The 17,747-nt window shown below is 73.1% G+C and carries 18 protein-coding genes; 10 read left to right on the top strand and 8 right to left on the bottom strand.

Going from position 1 to position 17,747, the window contains the following annotated elements; translation table 11 throughout:
• Positions 1 to 81: 81 nt before the first annotated feature.
• Positions 82 to 2,349, bottom strand: coding sequence for a hypothetical protein (locus AC6EH9_RS12010; RefSeq protein WP_498423412.1), 2,268 nt, complete (start codon positions 2,347 to 2,349; stop codon positions 82 to 84).
• Positions 2,350 to 2,501: 152 nt separating this feature from the next.
• On the opposite strand from AC6EH9_RS12010, the gene AC6EH9_RS12005 reads away from it, so the two are divergent.
• Positions 2,502 to 3,731: a glucose-1-phosphate adenylyltransferase family protein gene (locus AC6EH9_RS12005; RefSeq protein WP_498423410.1), complete on the top strand. Its 1,230-nt coding sequence runs from the start codon at positions 2,502 to 2,504 to the stop codon at positions 3,729 to 3,731.
• Between the two features lie 13 nt (positions 3,732 to 3,744).
• Here AC6EH9_RS12005 and AC6EH9_RS12000 read toward each other — a convergent pair whose 3' ends face one another.
• Positions 3,745 to 4,131 (bottom strand): MerR family transcriptional regulator, encoded by a 387-nt coding sequence (locus AC6EH9_RS12000; protein WP_498423408.1) that lies wholly within the window; start codon positions 4,129 to 4,131, stop codon positions 3,745 to 3,747.
• A 139-nt stretch (positions 4,132 to 4,270) separates the two neighbouring features.
• On the opposite strand from AC6EH9_RS12000, the gene AC6EH9_RS11995 reads away from it, so the two are divergent.
• The gene (locus AC6EH9_RS11995) at positions 4,271 to 5,452 is read left to right on the top strand and encodes an acyl-CoA dehydrogenase family protein (protein WP_498423406.1); all 1,182 of its coding nucleotides are present in this window, start codon (positions 4,271 to 4,273) and stop codon (positions 5,450 to 5,452) included.
• A 66-nt stretch (positions 5,453 to 5,518) separates the two neighbouring features.
• Entirely contained in the window at positions 5,519 to 6,091 is a 573-nt protein-coding gene (locus AC6EH9_RS11990; RefSeq protein ID WP_498423404.1) for a GtrA family protein, read from the top strand.
• Here the strand turns inward: AC6EH9_RS11990 and AC6EH9_RS11985 are convergent.
• From AC6EH9_RS11985 to AC6EH9_RS11975, 3 genes are all read right to left on the bottom strand, one after another.
• Positions 6,021 to 6,620: a Maf family protein gene (locus tag AC6EH9_RS11985; protein ID WP_498423403.1), complete on the bottom strand. Its 600-nt coding sequence runs from the start codon at positions 6,618 to 6,620 to the stop codon at positions 6,021 to 6,023. The genes AC6EH9_RS11990 and AC6EH9_RS11985 overlap by 71 nt on opposite strands.
• An 85-nt stretch (positions 6,621 to 6,705) precedes the next feature.
• Positions 6,706 to 6,957: an acyl-CoA carboxylase subunit epsilon gene (locus AC6EH9_RS11980; protein ID WP_498423401.1), complete on the bottom strand. Its 252-nt coding sequence runs from the start codon at positions 6,955 to 6,957 to the stop codon at positions 6,706 to 6,708.
• On the bottom strand, positions 6,954 to 8,561 hold the full coding sequence (locus tag AC6EH9_RS11975) for an acyl-CoA carboxylase subunit beta (protein WP_498423400.1): 1,608 nt from the start codon (positions 8,559 to 8,561) through the stop codon (positions 6,954 to 6,956). Before AC6EH9_RS11975 ends, AC6EH9_RS11980 begins: the two co-directional genes overlap by 4 nt.
• A 98-nt stretch (positions 8,562 to 8,659) precedes the next feature.
• Here AC6EH9_RS11975 and AC6EH9_RS11970 point away from each other — a divergent pair, with 98 nt between their 5' ends.
• From AC6EH9_RS11970 to AC6EH9_RS11940, 7 genes are all read left to right on the top strand, one after another.
• A complete protein-coding gene (locus tag AC6EH9_RS11970) occupies positions 8,660 to 9,406 on the top strand; it encodes a biotin--[acetyl-CoA-carboxylase] ligase (protein ID WP_498423398.1) in 747 nt (248 codons plus the stop codon).
• Positions 9,407 to 9,418: 12 nt separating this feature from the next.
• Positions 9,419 to 9,928, top strand: a complete 510-nt coding sequence (locus AC6EH9_RS11965) for a PH domain-containing protein (RefSeq protein WP_498423396.1) — start codon at positions 9,419 to 9,421, stop codon at positions 9,926 to 9,928.
• Positions 9,918 to 10,901: an adenylate/guanylate cyclase domain-containing protein gene (locus AC6EH9_RS11960; protein ID WP_498423394.1), complete on the top strand. Its 984-nt coding sequence runs from the start codon at positions 9,918 to 9,920 to the stop codon at positions 10,899 to 10,901. The genes AC6EH9_RS11965 and AC6EH9_RS11960 overlap by 11 nt, the downstream gene beginning before the upstream one ends.
• Positions 10,902 to 10,991: 90 nt before the next feature.
• Positions 10,992 to 11,351, top strand: coding sequence for a winged helix-turn-helix domain-containing protein (locus AC6EH9_RS11955; RefSeq protein ID WP_498423392.1), 360 nt, complete (start codon positions 10,992 to 10,994; stop codon positions 11,349 to 11,351).
• A 96-nt stretch (positions 11,352 to 11,447) separates the two neighbouring features.
• A complete protein-coding gene (locus tag AC6EH9_RS11950) occupies positions 11,448 to 12,578 on the top strand; it encodes a 5-(carboxyamino)imidazole ribonucleotide synthase (RefSeq protein WP_498423529.1) in 1,131 nt (376 codons plus the stop codon).
• Positions 12,502 to 13,125, top strand: a complete 624-nt coding sequence (purE, locus tag AC6EH9_RS11945) for a 5-(carboxyamino)imidazole ribonucleotide mutase (protein ID WP_498423527.1) — start codon at positions 12,502 to 12,504, stop codon at positions 13,123 to 13,125. Before AC6EH9_RS11950 ends, purE begins: the two co-directional genes overlap by 77 nt.
• A gap of 288 nt (positions 13,126 to 13,413) precedes the next feature.
• Positions 13,414 to 13,992 carry a GNAT family N-acetyltransferase gene (locus tag AC6EH9_RS11940; RefSeq protein ID WP_498423389.1) on the top strand — a complete coding sequence of 193 codons (579 nt, stop codon included), beginning with the start codon at positions 13,414 to 13,416 and terminating at the stop codon, positions 13,990 to 13,992.
• A gap of 72 nt (positions 13,993 to 14,064) precedes the next feature.
• On the opposite strand, the gene AC6EH9_RS11935 is transcribed toward AC6EH9_RS11940, so the two are convergent.
• Genes AC6EH9_RS11935 through AC6EH9_RS11925 form a run of 3 tightly spaced genes read right to left on the bottom strand, consistent with a single transcriptional unit; the run spans position 14,065 to position 17,701 of the window.
• Positions 14,065 to 16,191 (bottom strand): xanthine dehydrogenase family protein molybdopterin-binding subunit, encoded by a 2,127-nt coding sequence (locus tag AC6EH9_RS11935; protein ID WP_498423388.1) that lies wholly within the window; start codon positions 16,189 to 16,191, stop codon positions 14,065 to 14,067.
• Positions 16,188 to 17,183: an FAD binding domain-containing protein gene (locus AC6EH9_RS11930; RefSeq protein ID WP_498423386.1), complete on the bottom strand. Its 996-nt coding sequence runs from the start codon at positions 17,181 to 17,183 to the stop codon at positions 16,188 to 16,190. Before AC6EH9_RS11930 ends, AC6EH9_RS11935 begins: the two co-directional genes overlap by 4 nt.
• Entirely contained in the window at positions 17,180 to 17,701 is a 522-nt protein-coding gene (locus AC6EH9_RS11925) for a (2Fe-2S)-binding protein (RefSeq protein ID WP_498423384.1), read from the bottom strand. Before AC6EH9_RS11925 ends, AC6EH9_RS11930 begins: the two co-directional genes overlap by 4 nt.
• Positions 17,702 to 17,747: the final 46 nt, after the last annotated feature.

The raw sequence follows: 17,747 nt of genomic DNA, 5'->3' as shown, positions 1-17,747 counted from the left end.
TCTTCTGCGCTCGGCAGCGTACCGTCACTGCCGGCGCCCCCTCGATCGGGTCTCACGCCCGGCCGGTGCCGGCGGGCGTGCTCACTGCGGCGCGGACAGCGAGTAGATGGTGAGGCCGACCGCGCTACGACGGGGCACGGCGTACGGCGCCAGGGTCGGGGCGTGACGGGGCCGGTCGAAGACCACCACCCAGCGGACCCCGAGCTCGTAGAGGTCCGCGGCCGCCTCGGCCGTGGGCTCGCGGATGAAGCCGTCGTTGAGCTCCAGCAGCTCGGGGTCCCAGAACGGCGCGGCCGCGAAGTGGGTGCCGCTGTCGGGGTCCCAGGCCCGGATGGCCCGGTCGGTGTAGGCCCAGCCCTCCAGCAGGACCCGGCGCTCGGTGTAGGCCGCGACCGCGAAGCGGCGGTAGTCGCAGGCCTCGGTGACCTGGGCGCGGCAGTGCCGGTTGGTGATCACCACGTCGTCGGGGTCGGAGTGGTCGCGCAGCCAGCGCAGCGCCTCGAGCTGCGAGGAGTGGACCTGGCCGGGGATCTGCTCGGCGGTCTCCGGGCTGGCGGGCGGCTTCCACTTCGCCAGCGCCCGGGCGTCGGGCACCAGCCCGGCCCCGGCGAGGGCGATCACGGTGATCAGGGCCACCGCGCGCAGCAGGGGCTGGGGCGAGGCGGCCCGGCGCCGCTCCGCCAGCGCGATCGCGAGGGCCCCGGCCAGCGCCAGGCCCAGCAGGGCGCCGGTGGCGACGTACGCGGACGCCACGTCGGTCGGCTCGTCGGCGTCCACCGCGAAGAGCCACTGGGCGATCAGCATCGCGGCGATCCCGACGACGCCGCCGAGGACGAGGCGGGCCCGCGGTGCCGGCGCGCCCCGCAGCGCGGTGGCGATCCCCCAGGCGACCGCGATGCCCACCGGGCCCAGTGCGGAGAAGTAGAAGTAGTACTGGCTCGAGCCCGGGTGGCCCAGCAGCAGCAGCGCGCAGACGCCGGAGATCCCGGCCCCGGTCAGCAGCCACGCCGCCGGGTCGCGTCTGCCGTCTCTGCTGATCAGGAGCACCACGACCGCGAGGAACGGCGAGAGCAGGGCGAAGAGCGCGAGCACCGCCATCGCGACCCCCGCCGGGCTCGCCAGGACCACCTCGCCTCCCGTCGTCACCCCGACGCGGCTGGACAGGTACACCTCGGGGGACAGCAGCTCGACGCCACCGCCGCCGCCGCCGAACATCGTGCGCTGCAGGACCACCAGCACGAGCCCGGCGAGGGTGGTGTCGGTCCAGACCATCCGGCGCAGCTCGGGGGCCGCTCGAAGCAGGACGACGATCACCGAGGCCAGCAGCAGGCCCGCCACGACCACCGGCAGGGTGCTGCCCTTGGAGCCGCCCGCCGCCGCCAGCACGGCGACCAGCAGCACGACGGTCCCGCGGGGCGCCTCGCCGCGCCAGCGCAGCCCGATCAGCGCCACCGCGGGCATCAGCACCAGCATGCCGAACTGCTGGGTGGGGGAGAGCGGCCCGTGCAGCGGGGTGGAGATGGGTGTGGCGAGGGTCCACGGCTGCAGCTCCTGGACCAGGAACGCCGCGATCGCGCCGCCGGCGCCGATCCAGACCGAGCCGGTCACGCGCGCTCCCGCGAACGCCGAGACCAGGGGCACCGCGACGAGCAGCAGCACTGGGTCGAAGCGGAGCAGGAGCGTGTCGATCTCGGCGCCGGAGAGGTCGGCGATCTGGGCCGCCCAGGCGTAGCTGAACCAGTGGTAGGTGAGCGGCTCACCCGCCACCTGCGGGTAGTTCGGCGGGAACCGGTTGAGCAGCTCGCCGACCAGGGAGATGTGGAAGTGCACGTCGACGTACGAGGTGGCCCAACCGTCCCAGCGCACCGGCTGGCGGAAGATCTCGAGCACCCGCAGCAGCGGGATCAGACAGGCGGTGCAGACCAGCGCGGCCCAGCCCCACGGCAGCGGGTCCCAGCGCCGGGACAGCACCCGGCGCCGGGACCGCGGTGCGGCGAGGATGCCGACCGCGACCAGGGCGGGCACCCCCCAGGCCAGCGCCCGCAGCTCGGTGGCGGCGGCGAGCAGCTGCGCGGGCACGGACAGCACCGCGCCCATCGCGAGGCCGAGGACCAGGTCCTCCAACAGCCAGCCGTGCACGGGCCGGACGAGCCGCCAGATCAGCGCACCCGGCAGCACCTGCGCGAGCACGACGGCGAGCAGGGCCCGGCCGAGCTCCTCGGGGAAGACGCCGAACCGGGTGGCCACGTGCAGCATCACCCCGCCGAGGACGGCGGGCGGGAGCAGCTGCGCGGCGAGCTGAGCTGCCCCGGCACGGAAGGCGGCACCAGTCGAGGTGTCGGTCGTCATTGCCAGCGGATTGTGCCACGCAGATCCGCCCGGATCCGGGGAACCGCCAGGCGAGTTCCGCGCCGAGTCGAGGCCCGGGCTCGCCGTCCCTGCGGGGGCCGGGGAAACCACCACCTCCCGCCAGCGACCACCCAGTGCCTACGATCGATCGCATGCCTCGCGATCGCATCCTCGCCATCATCCAGGCCGGCGGCGCCGGCGGTCGGATGGACGTCCTGACCCGGGAGCGCGCGAAGCCGGCGCTGCCGTTCGCCGGGGTCTTCCAGCTGATCGACTTCCCGCTCTCGAACCTGGCCCACAGCGGGATCTCCGACGTCTGGCTCTCGCTGCAGTACCAGGGGGCCACGCTCGAGGAGCCGGTCGCCAACGGCCGCCCGTGGGACCTGGACCGCAACCGCGGCGGTCTGCGGCTGCTGATGCCCGAGGAGGGCACCGGCACCGACGAGGAGGACGGGTTCGCCCAGGGCAACGCCGACGAGCTGTTCCGCATCCGTGACCAGATCCGGGACTTCGCCCCGGACGTGGTGGTCGTGCTGAGCGCCGACCACGTCTACCGCCTCGATTTCAGCGACCTCGTCGCCACCCACCGCGAGGCCGGCGCGGAGTGCACGCTGGTGGTGACCGACGTGCCGATCGAGGAGGCCGGCGACCACGGCGTCGTCGAGCACGACGGGTCCGGCCGGGTGACCGGGTTCGCCTATAAGCCGGAGGACCCCAGCAGCGGCACCGTCGCCACCGAGGTGATCGCCTACCAGCCGGACGCGCTGATCGAGGTCGTGGAGCAGCTGCACCGCGAGCTGAGCTCCGGCAGCGAGGAGGGCGACAGCGGGCTGGGCGACTTCGGCGACCATCTGGTCCCGCGCTTCGTCGAGCGCGGCAGTGCGCACGTGCACCCGCTCGGCGGCTACTGGTGCGACCTGGGCCAGCCGCACAAGTACCTGCGCGCGCACCGCGACGTCCTCGTCGACGACGTCGGGGTGCTCTCCCAGCCCGAGTGGCCGATCCTCACCCGCCAGCCGCCGCGCGCCCCCGCGCGCGTGCTGGACGGCGGCCAGGTCGCCGACAGCATGCTCAGCCCGGGCAGCCGGGTGTCGGGCACCGTGCTGCGCAGCGTGCTCGGTCCCGGCGCCGTGGTCGAGGAGGGCGCGGTCGTGCGCGACAGCGTCGTGTTCGGGGACAGCGTCATCCAAGCGGGCGCCACCGTGGACGGGGCGGTCGTCGACTCCGGCTGCGTGATCGGCGCGGGCGCCGTGCTCGGGGACCCGGATGTCGACGCCACCGCCGACCCCGACCTGGTGATCCTGGTGGGTCGCTCCTCGACGGTGGGGGAGGGGATCCGGCTCGAGCCGGGCGCCCGCCTCGAACCGGGCACGACTGCCTGAGCACGCGCCCGCCTCAGCCGCCCTCGCGCAGGGCGCCCAGGGCCTCGCGGCAGTGCGCCTCGACCTCGTCCAGGTCTCGCTCGGTCTGGGCGAGGTCGGCGCGCATCCGGGCCAGGTCGGCGCGGCGCACCTCGATCTGCGCGAGCAGGTACTCCAGCTGGCCCGCCTCGCCGGGGCGGTCGTCGTACATGTCGACGATGCGGGCGATCTCGTCGAGCCCGAAGCCCAGCCGGCGCCCGCGCAGGACCAACTCGAGCCGGATTCGGTCGCGCCGGTGGAACACCCGGGTGGTGCCGCGTCGCTGCGGATGCAGCAGCCCCAGCGCCTCGTAGTGGCGGATCGTGCGCAGGGTGACGCCGTACTCCTGCGCCAGCTCGGTGATCGACCAGGTCGGTTCCATGCTGCTCCAGGATCGGTCGCTCGGGTCGGCTCGCTCGGGTCGGGAGAGGGCTTGCGGTGACGCTACGGAAGCGCCTTACGTTGACGTCAGCGTAACCGCGGGTGCCGTCCGCCCCGCCCGTCACCGCGAGGAGAGATGCATGTCGTTCGAGCTGTCGCGTGAGCACGAGGAGTTCCGACGCAGCGTCCGCGAGTTCGCGGAGGCCGAGATCAAGCCGCACGCCGCGCGCTGGGACCGCGAGCACCACTTCCCGGTCGACGTCGTGGCCAAGATGGGCAAGCTCGGGCTCTTCGGGCTCACCGCCCCCGAGGAGTACGGCGGCGCCGGGCTCGCCGGCGAGGAGGGCGGCTTCACCTCGCTGTGCCTGGCGATCGAGGAGATCGGCCGCGTCGACCAGTCGATGGGGATCACGCTCGAGGCCGCGGTGGGGCTGGGCATCAACCCGATCCTCAGCTACGGCACCGAGGCCCAGAAGCAGGAGTGGCTGCCCGCCCTGGTCGCCGGCGAGCGGCTCGCCGGGTTCGGCCTGACCGAGCCCGGCGCCGGCTCCGACGCCGGCGCGACGCGCACCCGCGCCGAGCTCTCCGAGGGCCAGTGGGTCGTCAACGGGTCCAAGCAGTTCATCACCAACTCGGGCTCGCAGATCACCTCGCTGGTCACCGTCACCGCGCGCACCGGCACCCGCGAGAACGGCACCGCCGAGATCAGCACGATCCTGGTGCCGAGCGGGACGCCCGGCTTCACCGCGGAGAAGGCCTACGACAAGCTGGGCTGGCACGCCTCGGACACCCACCCGCTCTCGTTCGAGGACGTCCGGGTCCCCGAGGCCAACCTGCTCGGCGAGCGCGGGCGCGGCTACGCGCAGTTCCTGGCCACCCTCGACGACGGCCGGGTCGCCATCGCCGCCCTCGCCGTCGGGTGCATCCAGGCCTGCCTGGAGATGAGCCTGGAGTACGCCGGCGAGCGCCAGACCTTCGGCGGCCCGATCGGGCGCAAGCAGGGCGTGGCCTTCCAGATCGCCGACCTCGAGGTGATGCTGCACGCCGCGCGCCTGCTCACCTACCGTGCGGCGGCGATGAAGGACGCCGGCGCCTCGGTGCGCGAGTTCAAGCAGGCCGCCTCGGTGGCCAAGCTGTACGCCACCGAGTCGGCGGTGACGGCCACCCGGATCGCCACCCAGGTCTTCGGCGGCTACGGCTTCATGGAGGAGTACCCGGTCGCCCGCTTCTACCGCGACGCGAAGGTGCTCGAGATCGGCGAGGGCACCTCGGAGGTGCAGCGGATGCTGATCGCCCGCGGACTCGGCCTGCCCGTGGAGTAGCCTGGTTTCGGGCCCTGCGTGCTCCCGAGGGGGGAGTACCGACCGCGGGGGTCTAGCCTTGCCGCCATGGGTACCCGCTGGCAGCGCCTCCTCACCGAGGGCAGCCGCTTTCTCGCCGTGGGTGGCGTCGCGACCATGGTGGCCCTGATCATCTTCAACGTCCTGGTCCACGGGTACCGCCCGGACTCGGAGCCGCTGCTGGCCGACCAGGTGATCCTCGCCTACGTGATCGCCAACACGGTGGGCATGGCCGTCAGCTACCGCGGCAGCCGGAAGTGGGCGTTCAAGGAGCGCGAGCCGGTGCACGCCGACGGCGGCGTCACCGCGTTCATCGTCATCAACGTGGTCACGATGACCCTGCCGATCGCGTGCCTGTCCTTCAGTCGCGGAGTGCTGGGGCTGGCCGACCCGGTCTCGGACAACATCTCGGCCAACGTGATCGGCCTGTCGATGGGGCTGGGGGCCCGGTTCTACCTGTTCCGGCGCTTCGTCTTCCGCCGGCCGGTGCACCTGCTGCACCTGCACCACGCGCCGGAGGAGATCGACGGGCTGGAGGGCCCCGTCGAGCTCAGCGGGTCCACAGATCGGGCCACGCGTGCCCGAGCCGGCCAGCCAGCTCACGGACGAGCGGGAGGCTGACGCCCACCACGTTGTGGTGGTCGCCCTCGATGCCGCGCACGAACGCCCCGCCGAGTCCGTCCACGGTGAAGGCGCCGGCGACGTGCAACGGCTCGCCGGTCGCGACGTAGGCGTCGATCTCGGCGTCGCTCACCTCGGCGAAGTGCACCGTGGTGGAGGCGGTCGCGGTGAGCGATCGGCCGGAGGCGACGTCATGGAGGTGGTGCCCGGTGTGCAGGACGCCGCTGCGGCCCCGCATCTCGCGCCAGCGCCGGGTGGCCTGCGCCGCGTCGGCCGGCTTGCCCAGGGCCTCTCCCGCCAGCTCGAGCACGGAGTCGCAGCCCAGTACGAGCGCCGCGGGCGGCAGCTGCGATCCGGCCACCACGGCCCGGCACTTGAGCTGGGCCAGGCCGTGGGCCAGCTCGGCCGGCGCGAGCCCGTCGAGCTGTGACTCGTCGACGCCGGAGACGATCACGACGGGGTCGATGCCCGCCGAGCGCAGGGTGGCGAGACGGGCGGGGGAGGCGGAGGCGAGGACGAAGCTGGTCACCGCAGGAGACTAGACGGCGCCCGAACGCCGAACAGGCCCAGCCCCACCCCGGACGGGCGGTGGAGCTGGGCCTGTGGGATGCCGGTCAGCTGGGCAGGCTGCTGGCTCGCCAGCCGCCGGGACCGTGCTGCACCCCAGGCGTGATCCTGCGGTGCGGCGCGCTCCAGGCCGGGCTCGGCGGCGGGTTCGGGTCGTCCTGCGCGGCAGCCAGCGCACCGAAGACCGTCACCAGGGCGGCGACCTCCTCGGGCGTGACGTCCGACTGGGCGATCCGCAGCAGCGGCTCGCTCGCTCGCTCGCTCACAGTGCTGGACTGCTCGCTCGCTCGCTCGCTCACAGCGGGATGTTCCCGTGCTTCTTGGGCGGCAGCGTCTCCCGCTTCGACTGCAGCAGGCGCAGCGCACGCACGATCTCCATCCGGGTCTCGTGCGGGGTGATGACCGCGTCGACGTACCCCCGCTCGGCGGCGATGTAGGGGTTGGCGAGGTGGTCCTCGTACTCCGAGATCAGCTCGGCGCGCCTCGTCTCGGGGTCGGCGGCCTCCTTGAGCTCGTTGCGGTAGAGGATGTTGACCGCGCCCTGCGCGCCCATCACCGCGATCTGCGCGGTCGGCCACGCGAGGTTGATGTCGGCGCCGAGGTGCTTGGAGCCCATCACGTCGTACGCGCCGCCGTAGGCCTTGCGGGTGATGATCGTGACCAGCGGGACGGTGGCCTCGGCGTAGGCGTAGATCAGCTTCGCGCCGCGACGGATGATCCCGTTGTACTCCTGGTCGGTGCCGGGCAGGAACCCCGGCACGTCGACGAACGTGAGCACCGGGATGTTGAAGGCGTCGCAGGTCCGCACGAAGCGGGCGGCCTTCTCCGAGGCGTCGATGTCCAGGGTGCCCGCGAACTGCATCGGCTGGTTGGCCACGATCCCGACCGGGCGGCCCTCGACCCGGCCGTAGCCGATCAGGATGTTCGGCGCGAACAGCGGCTGGACCTCGAGGAACTCCTCGTCGTCGAGCACGGTCTCGATGACCGTGTGCATGTCGTAGGGCTGGTTCGGGCTGTCCGGGATCAGCGTGTCGAGGGCCAGGTCGAGCTCGGAGAAGTCGAGGTCGGCCGGGTCGTGGAAGACCGGCGGCTCGTCGTGGTTGTTCTGCGGCAGGTAGGACAGCAGCGCCTTGACGTACTCGATGGCGTCGTCCTCGTCGGAGGCCATGTAGTGCGCGTTGCCCGAGCGGGTGTTGTGGGTCCGGGCGCCGCCCAGCTCCTCCATCGTGACGTCCTCGCCGGTGACCGTCTTGATCACGTCGGGGCCGGTGATGAACATGTTGGAGGTGCCGTCGACCATGATCGTGAAGTCGGTGACGGCCGGGGAGTAGACGTGGCCGCCGGCGCAGGAGCCCATGATCATCGAGATCTGCGGGATCACCCCCGAGGCGTGCACGTTGCGCCGGAAGATCTCGCCGTAGAGCCCGAGCGAGACCACACCCTCCTGGATGCGGGCACCGGCGCCCTCGTTGATGCCGATGATCGGGCAGCCGGTCTTGATCGCGAGGTCCATCACCTTGGTGATCTTCTCGCCGTACACCTCGCCCAGGGACCCACCGAACACGGTGAAGTCCTGGGAGAACACGCATACCTGGCGGCCGTCGATGGTGCCGTAGCCGGTGATGACGCCGTCGCCGTAGGGACGCTTGTCCTGCAGGCCGAACGCCGTCGAACGGTGCCGGGCGAGCTCGTCGAGCTCGACGAAGGAGCCCTCGTCGAAGAGCAGCTCGATCCGCTCACGGGCGGTCTTGCGTCCCTTGGCGTGCTGCTTCTCGATCGCCTTGGCCGAGCCGGCATGGACCGCCTCGTCGAGCCGGCGCTCGAGGTCCTGCAACTTGCCCGCGGTGGTGTGGATGTTGATATCGGTGGGGACTTCGGTCCCCTCGCCAACATGTGCGCTCACGCGTATGGCCTCCTCGTGGTCTGTGCGGCAATCTATCGCCCGTGACCGACGACCACGCGACGCGCCCACCACTTGACCACACTCGTCTTGTCGATGGGGTGGCGGGCATCCCCGGGGTGCGGGTGGAGATCGTCGAGGCGGCGCCCTCGACGAACGCGCTGGTCGCCGCGCGAGCCCGGGCGGGGGAGCCCGCCGGGCTGGTCGTCGTGGCCGAGCACCAGACCGCCGGCCGGGGACGCCTGGACCGCAGCTGGCAGACACCGCCCCGCGCGGCGCTCACCTTCTCGGTGCTGCTGCGGCCCACGGTGGCGGTCTCGGCGTGGCCCTGGCTGCCGCTGCTGACCGGGTACGCCGTGGCGCGCGGCCTGCGCGAACAGGGAGTGCCCGCGGAGGTGAAGTGGCCCAACGACCTGCTGCTCGGGGGTCTGAAGATCGCCGGGATCCTGGCCGAGCGGGTGGAGTCGCCGGCCGGGGCGGCCGCGGTGGTCGGGATCGGCCTCAACGTCTCCACCCGCCCCGAGGAGCTGCCCGTCGAGACCGCCACCTCGCTGGCGATCGCCCTGGGTCGGGAGCCGGACCGGACCGCGGTGCTGCTGGCCTGCCTGCGGGCGCTGTTCGCGCAGTACGCCACCTGGCAGGCGGACCCGGCGAGCCTGCGTGAGGCGTACGCCGCCACGTGCGCCACCCTCGGGCAGCCGGTCCGGGTGCACCTCCCCTCGGGTGCCGACCTCCTCGGCGTGGCGAGCGACGTGGACGCCGAGGGACGGCTGGTGGTGGCGACCGGCACCGGGGAGGTGGCGGTCAGCGCAGGTGACGTGGTTCACGTGCGCCCGGTGGGGCAATGAGAGGATCGCCCCGTGTCCTTTCCTGCGAAGCTCCTCAACGAGGGCGAACGGGTCGTGGTGTCTACGCGCACCCACCCCAAGGTGATGCTGCTGCCGACGCTGGTCGCGGTGCTCGCCGTGGCCGTCGCCGCGTTCGTCTCCACCCTCGGCAGCGGTGACGCCGCCCGGATCCTGCACTGGTGCGCCTGGGTGTTGGCCGCGGTGGTCGTGGTGGGCTGGTTCCTGCGCCCGCTGCTGCTGTGGGCGACCACCAGCTACACGTTCACGAACCGCCGCTTCATCAAGCGCGCCGGGGTGATCGCCCGGGCGGGACGCACGATCCCGCTCAACCGGATCAGCGGCGTGGACTTCGAGATCGGCGTGATCGACCGGCTGCTCGGCTGCGGCACGCTCGTCGTCTCCGACGCCAGCGAGCAGGGCCGGGTGGAGCTGCGCGACATTCCGCACGTGGAGAAGGTGCAGCTGCAGGTCGCCGACGAGCTGCATCGGCTCAGCGTGCGCGAGGGCGACGATGGCAGCTGAGCAGCCGACCACCCGTGAGGAGCTCGAGCGCGCGATCCTGCACGACGCTCCCGCCTACGACTCGAGCCAGGTCTCGCAGCAGGCAGGCGTGCCCCTGGAGGTGGCCAAGCGGCTGTGGCGTTCGCTGGGCTTCCCCGAGAACGAGAGCGAGGTCATCTTCACCGAGAGCGACCTCGAGGCCCTGACCACCCTGAACGCCGCGATCTCCGAGGGCCTGCTCGACCTGCCGACGGCCCTCAACCTGACCCGGGCGGTGGGCCAGACGATGGCCCGCCTCGCCGACTGGGAGGTCGGCACGCTGCTGGCCCGGGTGGACGAGCTCGAGGCCTCCCACGAGGCGACCGGCAGCCGGCTGGGCTCCGCGCTGCGGCTGGTGCAGGAGTTCAACGCGCCCTTCGAGCAGCTGATGGTCTACGCCTGGCGTCGCCACCTGGCCGCGGCGGTGGCGCGGATCGAGGCGCTGGGCTCGGAGGAGGACGACCTGCACACCGTGCAGATCACCGTGGGCTTCGCCGACATCGTGGCCTTCACCGCGCTGTCCAACGACATCGGCGAGAGCCGGATCGGCGACATGGTGGAGATCTTCGAGTCGCGCTGCCACGACGTCGTGGCCACCCACCGCGGGCGGGTCATCAAGAGCATCGGCGACTCGGTCCTGTTCGTGGCCAACGAGCCGCTCCAGGCGATCGACATCGCCGAGGGGATCATCACGGTGATCGGGCGTGACCCGCGGATGCCCGACGTCCGGGTGGGGCTCGCCACCGGCTCGGTGGTGATGCGGCTCGGCGACGTGTTCGGCCCGCCGGTGAACATGGCCGCCCGGCTGACCGGGGTCGCCCGGCGCAACCGGGTGATCGTGGACGCGGCGACGGCCGCCCTGCTGCCGGCGGACACCTTCGACACCCGGCGGCTGCCGGCCCGGCCGGTGCGCGGCTTCGGCCTGGTCGAGCCGGTCGCCGTACGACGCCACTGAGCGCGCGGTCCGGAAAAGGTTAAGGAACAGCACCGCCACAGAAGTGCCACATCGCCGGGGACGCGGCGACTCCTTGCCTAGCGTGACCGGGTGATCACCGTTCAGGACGTCCACGTCGACCCCGTCGCCCGCCGTGCCTGGCGTGGTGACCGGGAGATCGTGTTCTCCCGCAAGGAGTTCGCGCTCGTCCTCGCGCTGATCACCCGGGCCGGTCAGATCGTCACCCGCGACGAGCTGATGCGCGAGGTGTGGCAGACCTCCTTCTACACCTCGTCGAAGACCATCGACGTGCACCTCGGCTGGGTCCGGCGCAAGCTCGGCGACGACCCTCGCTATCCCGCGTTGATCAGCACACACCGGGGAAAGGGCCTGCGCTTCGAGTCCTCCGACCCCGCGGACACCGTCCACGCGGGCTCGGCCCAGCACGAGGACGCCGCCGCCCGCGGCTAGTCTGAGCGCGTGTCCGCCCGCTCCGCTGCCTCCACCGCCCCCAGCCCCGCGCGGGCGCCGAGCCGATCCGGCCAGGCGAGTGCGCCGACGCTCGCCGTGATCGGCGGCGGCCAGCTGGCCCGGATGATGGCCCAGCCGGCGATCGCCCTCGGGCTGCCACTGCGCCTGCTCGCCGAGGCCCCCGGGGTCTCCGCGGCCCAGGTCATCCCCGATCAGCAGGTCGGCGACTACCGCGATCTCGACACCCTGCTGGCGGTGACCGAGGGCTGCGCGGTGGTCACCTTCGACCACGAGCACGTCCCCACCGAGCACCTGCACGCGCTCGAGGACGCCGGCCACGCCGTGCGCCCCGGCCCCGAGGCCCTCGTGCACGCCCAGGACAAGGCGGTGATGCGCGCGCGCCTCGACGAGCTGGGGGTGCCCAGCCCCCGCCACGCGGTGGTGAGCAGCGCCGCCGAGGTGGAGGCGTTCGGCTTCCCGTGCGTGCTGAAGACGACGCGCGGCGGGTACGACGGCAAGGGCGTGTGGGTGGTCTCCGCGCCGCAGGAGTGCGCCGAGCCGTTCGCCGCGGCCGAGGCCGCCGGCGTGCGGATCCTCGCCGAGGAGCTCGTCGACTTCCGCCGCGAGCTCTCCGCGCTGGTGGCGCGGTCCCCGAGCGGCCAGGCCGCGGCGTACCCGGTGGTCGCCTCGACGCAGGTCGACGGCATCTGCAAGGAGGTGGTCGCGCCCGCGCCCGACCTCGACCCCGAGCTGGCCGGGCAGGCGCAGCGGATCGCGCTGCAGGTGGCCGGTGAGCTGGGCGTGACCGGCATCCTGGCGGTCGAGCTCTTCGAGACCGTCGACGGGCGGATCCTGGTCAACGAGCTGGCGATGCGCCCGCACAACACCGGCCACTGGACCCAGGACGGCGCGGTCACCTCGCAGTTCGAGAACCACCTGCGCGCGGTGATGGACCTGCCGCTCGGCTCGCCGGCGCCGCGGGAGCGGTGGACGGTGATGGTGAACATCCTCGGGGGCGCGCACGAGGCCGGCCGGCTCTACGACGGGTTCCCGCACGCGATGGCGCGCGACCCGCGGCTGCGGGTCCACCTCTACGGCAAGGACCTGCGCCCCGGCCGCAAGGTCGGGCACGTGAACGCCTACGGTGACGATCTCGACGACTGCCTCGAGCGCGCGCGGCACGCCGCCGCGTGGTTCGCCGGCGAACTCGGCAACGAAAGTGAGTGACCAGGTGACTTCACCCTCCACCGGGCCGGGGACCGGCCCGCGGGTCGGCATCGTGATGGGCTCCGACTCCGACTGGCCGGTGATGAAGGCGGCCGCCGACGCGCTGGCCGAGTTCGACGTGGCCTACGAGGCCGACGTGGTCTCGGCGCACCGGATGCCCGAGGAGATGCTGGACTACGGCCGGCAGGCCGCCGGCCGCGGGTTGTCGGTGATCATCGCCGGCGCCGGGGGAGCGGCCCACCTGCCGGGGATGCTGGCGGCGCTCACCCCGCTCCCGGTGATCGGGGTGCCGGTGCCGCTCAAGCACCTGGACGGGATGGACTCGCTGCTCTCGATCGTGCAGATGCCGGCCGGCGTGCCCGTCGCGACGGTCGCCATCGGCAACGCCCGCAACGCCGGGCTGCTCGCCGTACGCATCCTGGCGGCCGGCGACCCGGCCCTGCAGCAGCGGATGGTCGAGTTCCAGGAGTCGCTGCGGTCGTCCGCGCAGGCCAAGGGCGAGACCGTCCGCCGCGAGGCCCGCCCCTCCCGCCCCCTCGGCTTCTGACCCGCTCCCGCCCCCGCCCTGCGCCCGTCCCGCGCCGCTGCCCTGCGCCCCCGCTCGCTTGTAACGCGGGGTTATGCCCACTGCCACAGCGAAATATCACGGTGGCAGTGGGCATAACCCCGCGTTACAGCTGGCTGTACGTCGGGCGCCGGCTGTACGTCGTACGTCGGGCCGTACGTCGGGCGTCGGGCGTCGGGTCGGCCGGAGCGAGAGCGGGCGTTGAACGCGGGGGGCTCGAAGCGGGGTGTCGGCGGTGGGAGACAGCGCGTCGACCCCGACGATGGGGGCATGGTTTCCAGGCTCGACGACGTCCCCTGGCCGGTCCGCACCGATCGGCTCTCCCTGCGTCCGCTGCGGATCGACGACCTGCCCCAGCTATGGGCTATCCGCTCCCTCGAGCCGGTCAGCCACTGGATGAGCTTCGCTGCACCGGACTTCGCGACCTTCGAGGAGCTCTTCGCCGATGACTCTCGGCGCGCCAGGACCTTGGTCGTGGAGCGCGAGGGCGCGATCATCGGCGACCTCATGCTGTCCATCCAGGACGCGTGGGCCCAGCGCGAGGTGGCCGATCGGGCCACCGGTGTGCAGGCCGAGATCGGCTTCGGGCTCAGCCCGGACCACGCGGGGCAGGGCTATGCCACCGAGGCGGCCCGCGCGCTGCTGCGGATCTGCTTCGTGGACCTCGGGCTGCGGCGGGTCACCGCCGAGTGCTTCGCCGACAACGAGCGCTCGTGGCGCCTCCTGGAGCGGATCGGGATGCGCCGCGAGACGCACAGTGTCCGCGACTCCCTGCACCGCTCGGGCGCCTGGCTCGACGGCTACGGCTATGCCCTGCTCGCCGAGGAGTGGCACTCCCAGTCGGCGTGAGTTCACGCCGACTCGGCGTCGTACGGCGGTGAGTTCACGCCGACTCGGCGTGGGGGGGGGGGGGGGGGGCGGCTACTGGACGAAGTTGTCGGGGGTGACGGGCAGGTCGCGGACCCGCACGCCGGTGGCGTGGTAGGTCGCGTTGGCGACGGCGGCGGCGGTGCCGACGATCCCGATCTCCCCGACCCCGCGTGAGCCCATCGGGGTCACCGCCGGGTCGGACTCCTCGAGCCACTCCGCGTCGATCTCGCGCACGTCGGCGTGCGCGGCGATGTGGTAGGTCGCCAGGTCCTGGGTCACCACGTGGCCGAACCGCGGGTCGCGCACGCCCTCCTCGAACAGCGCCGCGGAGAGGCCCATGGTGAGGCCGCCGATCAGCTGCGAGCGGGTCGTCACCGGGTTGATCACCCTCCCCACCGAGTAGACGCCGAACAGCCGCGGCACCCGGATCTCGCCGGTGAAGCGGTGCACCCGCGCCTCGGCGAACACCGCCCCGAACGAGTGCAGCGCGAACTCGCCGGCCATCGGGTCGTTGGCGGGGCTCGCGGTGAGCTCGCAGCCCGGCGTCGGGTGGTCGCCGAACCGCTCGCGGAACGCCTGGGCCGCGGCCACCACCGCGGTGCCCCACGAGCTCGTCCCCGAGGAGCCGCCGGCCACCGAGGCGGCCGGGAGGTGGCTGTCGGCGAGCTCCAGGTCGATGTCGGCGACCTCGACGTCCAGCGCGTCGGCGGCGATCTGTGCCAGCACCGTCCACGCGCCGGTGCCGATGTCGACGGCGCCGATCTGCACGGCGTACCGGCCCGACTCCAGTGAGCGCACGGTCGCCTCGTTGCCCGGCATCACCATCGCCGGGTACGTCGCCGCCGCCACGCCGGTGCCGACCCACCACTCGCCCTCGGCGGTGGCGCGCGGCTGCGGCGGCCGCTGCGCCCACCCGAAGCGCTCCGCGCCGCGGCGGAAGCACTCCATCAGCTGCCGGTCGTTGAACGGCTGCCCCGTCTCGGGGTCGAGCTCGGGCTCGTTCCGCGAGCGCAGCATGATCGGGTCCACGCCGCAGGCATACGACAGCTCGTCCATCGCCGTCTCCAGCGCGTAGGCGCCCGGCATCTCGCCCGGGGCGCGCATCCACGACGGCACCGCGACGTCGAGCTCGGCCACCCGGTGCGTGGTACGGCGGTGCGGCGCGGCGTACATCATCCGGGTCACCGTGGCGGTCTGCTCGGCGAACTCCTTGATCGCCGACGTCTGCGAGCTTGCGTGGTGCTCGATCACGTCGAGGCGGCCGTCGGCGTCGGCGCCGAGCCGGAGCCGCGAGACCGTCGCCGTGCGGTAGCCGGCCAACGAGAACATCTGCTGGCGGGTCAGCGCCAGCCGGACCGGGCGCCCGGCGTGGGCCTGGGCGGCCAACGCCGCGACCACCTCGTGGCAGTGCGGCAGTCCCTTGCTGCCGAAGCCGCCACCGACGTAGGGAGCCACCACCCGCAGTTCGTGCTGCTCCATTCCGAGCACCCCCGACAGCGTCGCGGCGACGGCGTGCACCCCCTGGGTGGAGTCCCACAGGGTGAGCCGCGGCCCGGAGCCGGACAGCGACCACAGCGCGGTGACCGCGTGCGGCTCCATCGGGTTGTTGTGCTCGTGCGGGGTCCGGTAGGTCGCCTCCAGCAGCGTCTCGGACTCGCCCAGCGCGGTGTCCGGATCGCCGTCCTCGGTGTCGGTGGTCGCGCCACCGTTGACCTCCTCGGGGGCGTAGAGCTCGCTGGCGTCGGTGAAGTCGGCGGCGTGCGGCTCGACCTGGTAGTCCACCTGGACCAGCCGGGCGCCCTCGCGCGCCGCCTCGGAGGTGCGGGCGACCACGCAGGCCACGACCTGGCCGTGGAAGCCGACCGCGTCGTCCTGGAGGACGGCGAGCTCACGGTCCTCGGTGTCGGCCAGCCGGGGGGCGTTGGTGTGGTCGAGGACCGCCACCACGCCGGGGTGGGAGAGCGCGGCGCCGGCGTCGACGCCGACCACGCGTCCCTTGGCGATCGTCGAGGTCACCAGCCACAGGTGCAGCGGGTTCTCGATGCCGTCGTCGGCGCCGCGCTCGACGGCGTACGTCGCGGCGCCGGTGACCTTGGCCGCGCCGTCGTGGCGCCGCTCGGGGGTGCCCATCGCCCGGGCGGCGATCGGGGCGGCCAGGTGCTCGGGGGTGGGGCTCATCGCTGGTCTCCTCGCGCGGCGGCGAGCCGGGTCAGCACCAGGGCCGTGGCCCCGCGCACCATCGCCACCTTGTAGCCGGTCTGCTCGGTGGTCACCGCGTCGGCGAGCTCGGCGTCGGCGGCCGCGCGGACGGCCTCCTCGGTGAGCCGTGCCCCGCGCAGCGCCTCCTCGGCGCGCAGGGCACGCCACGGCTTGTGCGCCACCCCGCCCCAGGCGATGCGGACGTCGCGCACGGTGTCGCCGTCGAGGTCGAGGGCCGCGGCCACCGACACCAGCGCGAAGGCGTACGACGCGCGGTCGCGCGCCTTGTGATAGCCCGAGAGCGCCGCCATCGGCAGGTCCGGCAGCTCGATGGCGGTGATCAGCTCGCCGTGCTCCAGGGTGGTGTCCTGCTCGGGGTGCTCGCCCGGCAGCCGGTGCAGCTCAGCGAACGGGAGCCGTCGCTCCCCGTCGGGGCCGAGCACGACGACGCTCGCGTCGACCGCGGCCAGTGCCACCGCGAGGTCGGAGGGGTGCACGGTCACGCACTCCGGCGACGCGCCGAGGATCGCGTTGTAGCGGCCGTAGCCCTCGGCCGCCGAGCACCCGGTGCCCGGCTCGCGCTTGTTGCACGGGGTGCTCAGGTCCTGGAAGTACACGCAGCGGGTGCGCTGCAGGAGGTTGCCGGCGGTCGTGGCCTGGTGCCGGATCTGACCCGAGGCGCCGGAGAGCAGCGCGCGCGCCACCACCGGGTAGCGCCGGCGCAGCTCGGGGTGGGCCGCCAGGTCGCTGTTGCGCACGTTGGCGCCGATGCGCAGCCCACCGTCGTGCTCCTCGACGGCGTCCATCCCCAGCCGGCGCACGTCGACCAGCGTGGTGGGGGTGGCGATCCCGAGCTTGAGGTGGTCGACCAGGTTGGTGCCGCCGGCCAGGAAGGCGGCGTCGGGGTCCGCGCTCACCGTGGCCACGGCGCCCGCCGCGTCGTCGGGGCGCCGGTAGTCGAGCTCCCTCATGCCGGGCTCCCGCTGGCGGCCTCGCGCACCGCGGCGAGGATGTTGGCGTAGGCGCCGCAGCGGCACAGGTTGCCGCTCATCCGCTCCCGGATCTCGTCGTCGCTGAGCTCGGCGTGCGCGCACAGGTCGTCGCTGACGCTGCTGGGGTGGCCCTGGGCCGCCTCCTCGAGCATGCCGACCGCCGAGCAGACCTGACCGGGGGTGCAGTAGCCGCACTGGAGGCCGTCGGTGTCGAGGAAGGCCCGCTGGACGGGGTGCAGGTCACCGTCGGCGGCGTCGGCCAGCCCCTGGGCGGTGACGACCTCGGAGCCGTCGAAGGCGACGGCCAGCGCGAGGCAGGTCAGGTGCCGGCGTCCGTCCAGGAGCACGGTGCACGAGCCGCACTGGCCGTGGTCGCACCCCTTCTTCGGCGACGTCACGCCGAGGCGCTCGCGCAAGGCGTCCAGCAGCGTCGTCCGGGTGTCGACCCGGACCCGTCGGGGCGCCCCGTCGACGGTGAGCTCGATCTCGGTCTCCACTCGCTTCTCCTCGTCCGGGGCCGGTGCGCGAGGGGCGGTATCCCAA

This window comes from Nocardioides sp. Z21_20 (assembly GCF_059766585.1).
The sequence above is the reverse complement of the archived record's forward strand: the minus strand, read 5'-3'. Positions and strand labels throughout refer to the sequence as shown.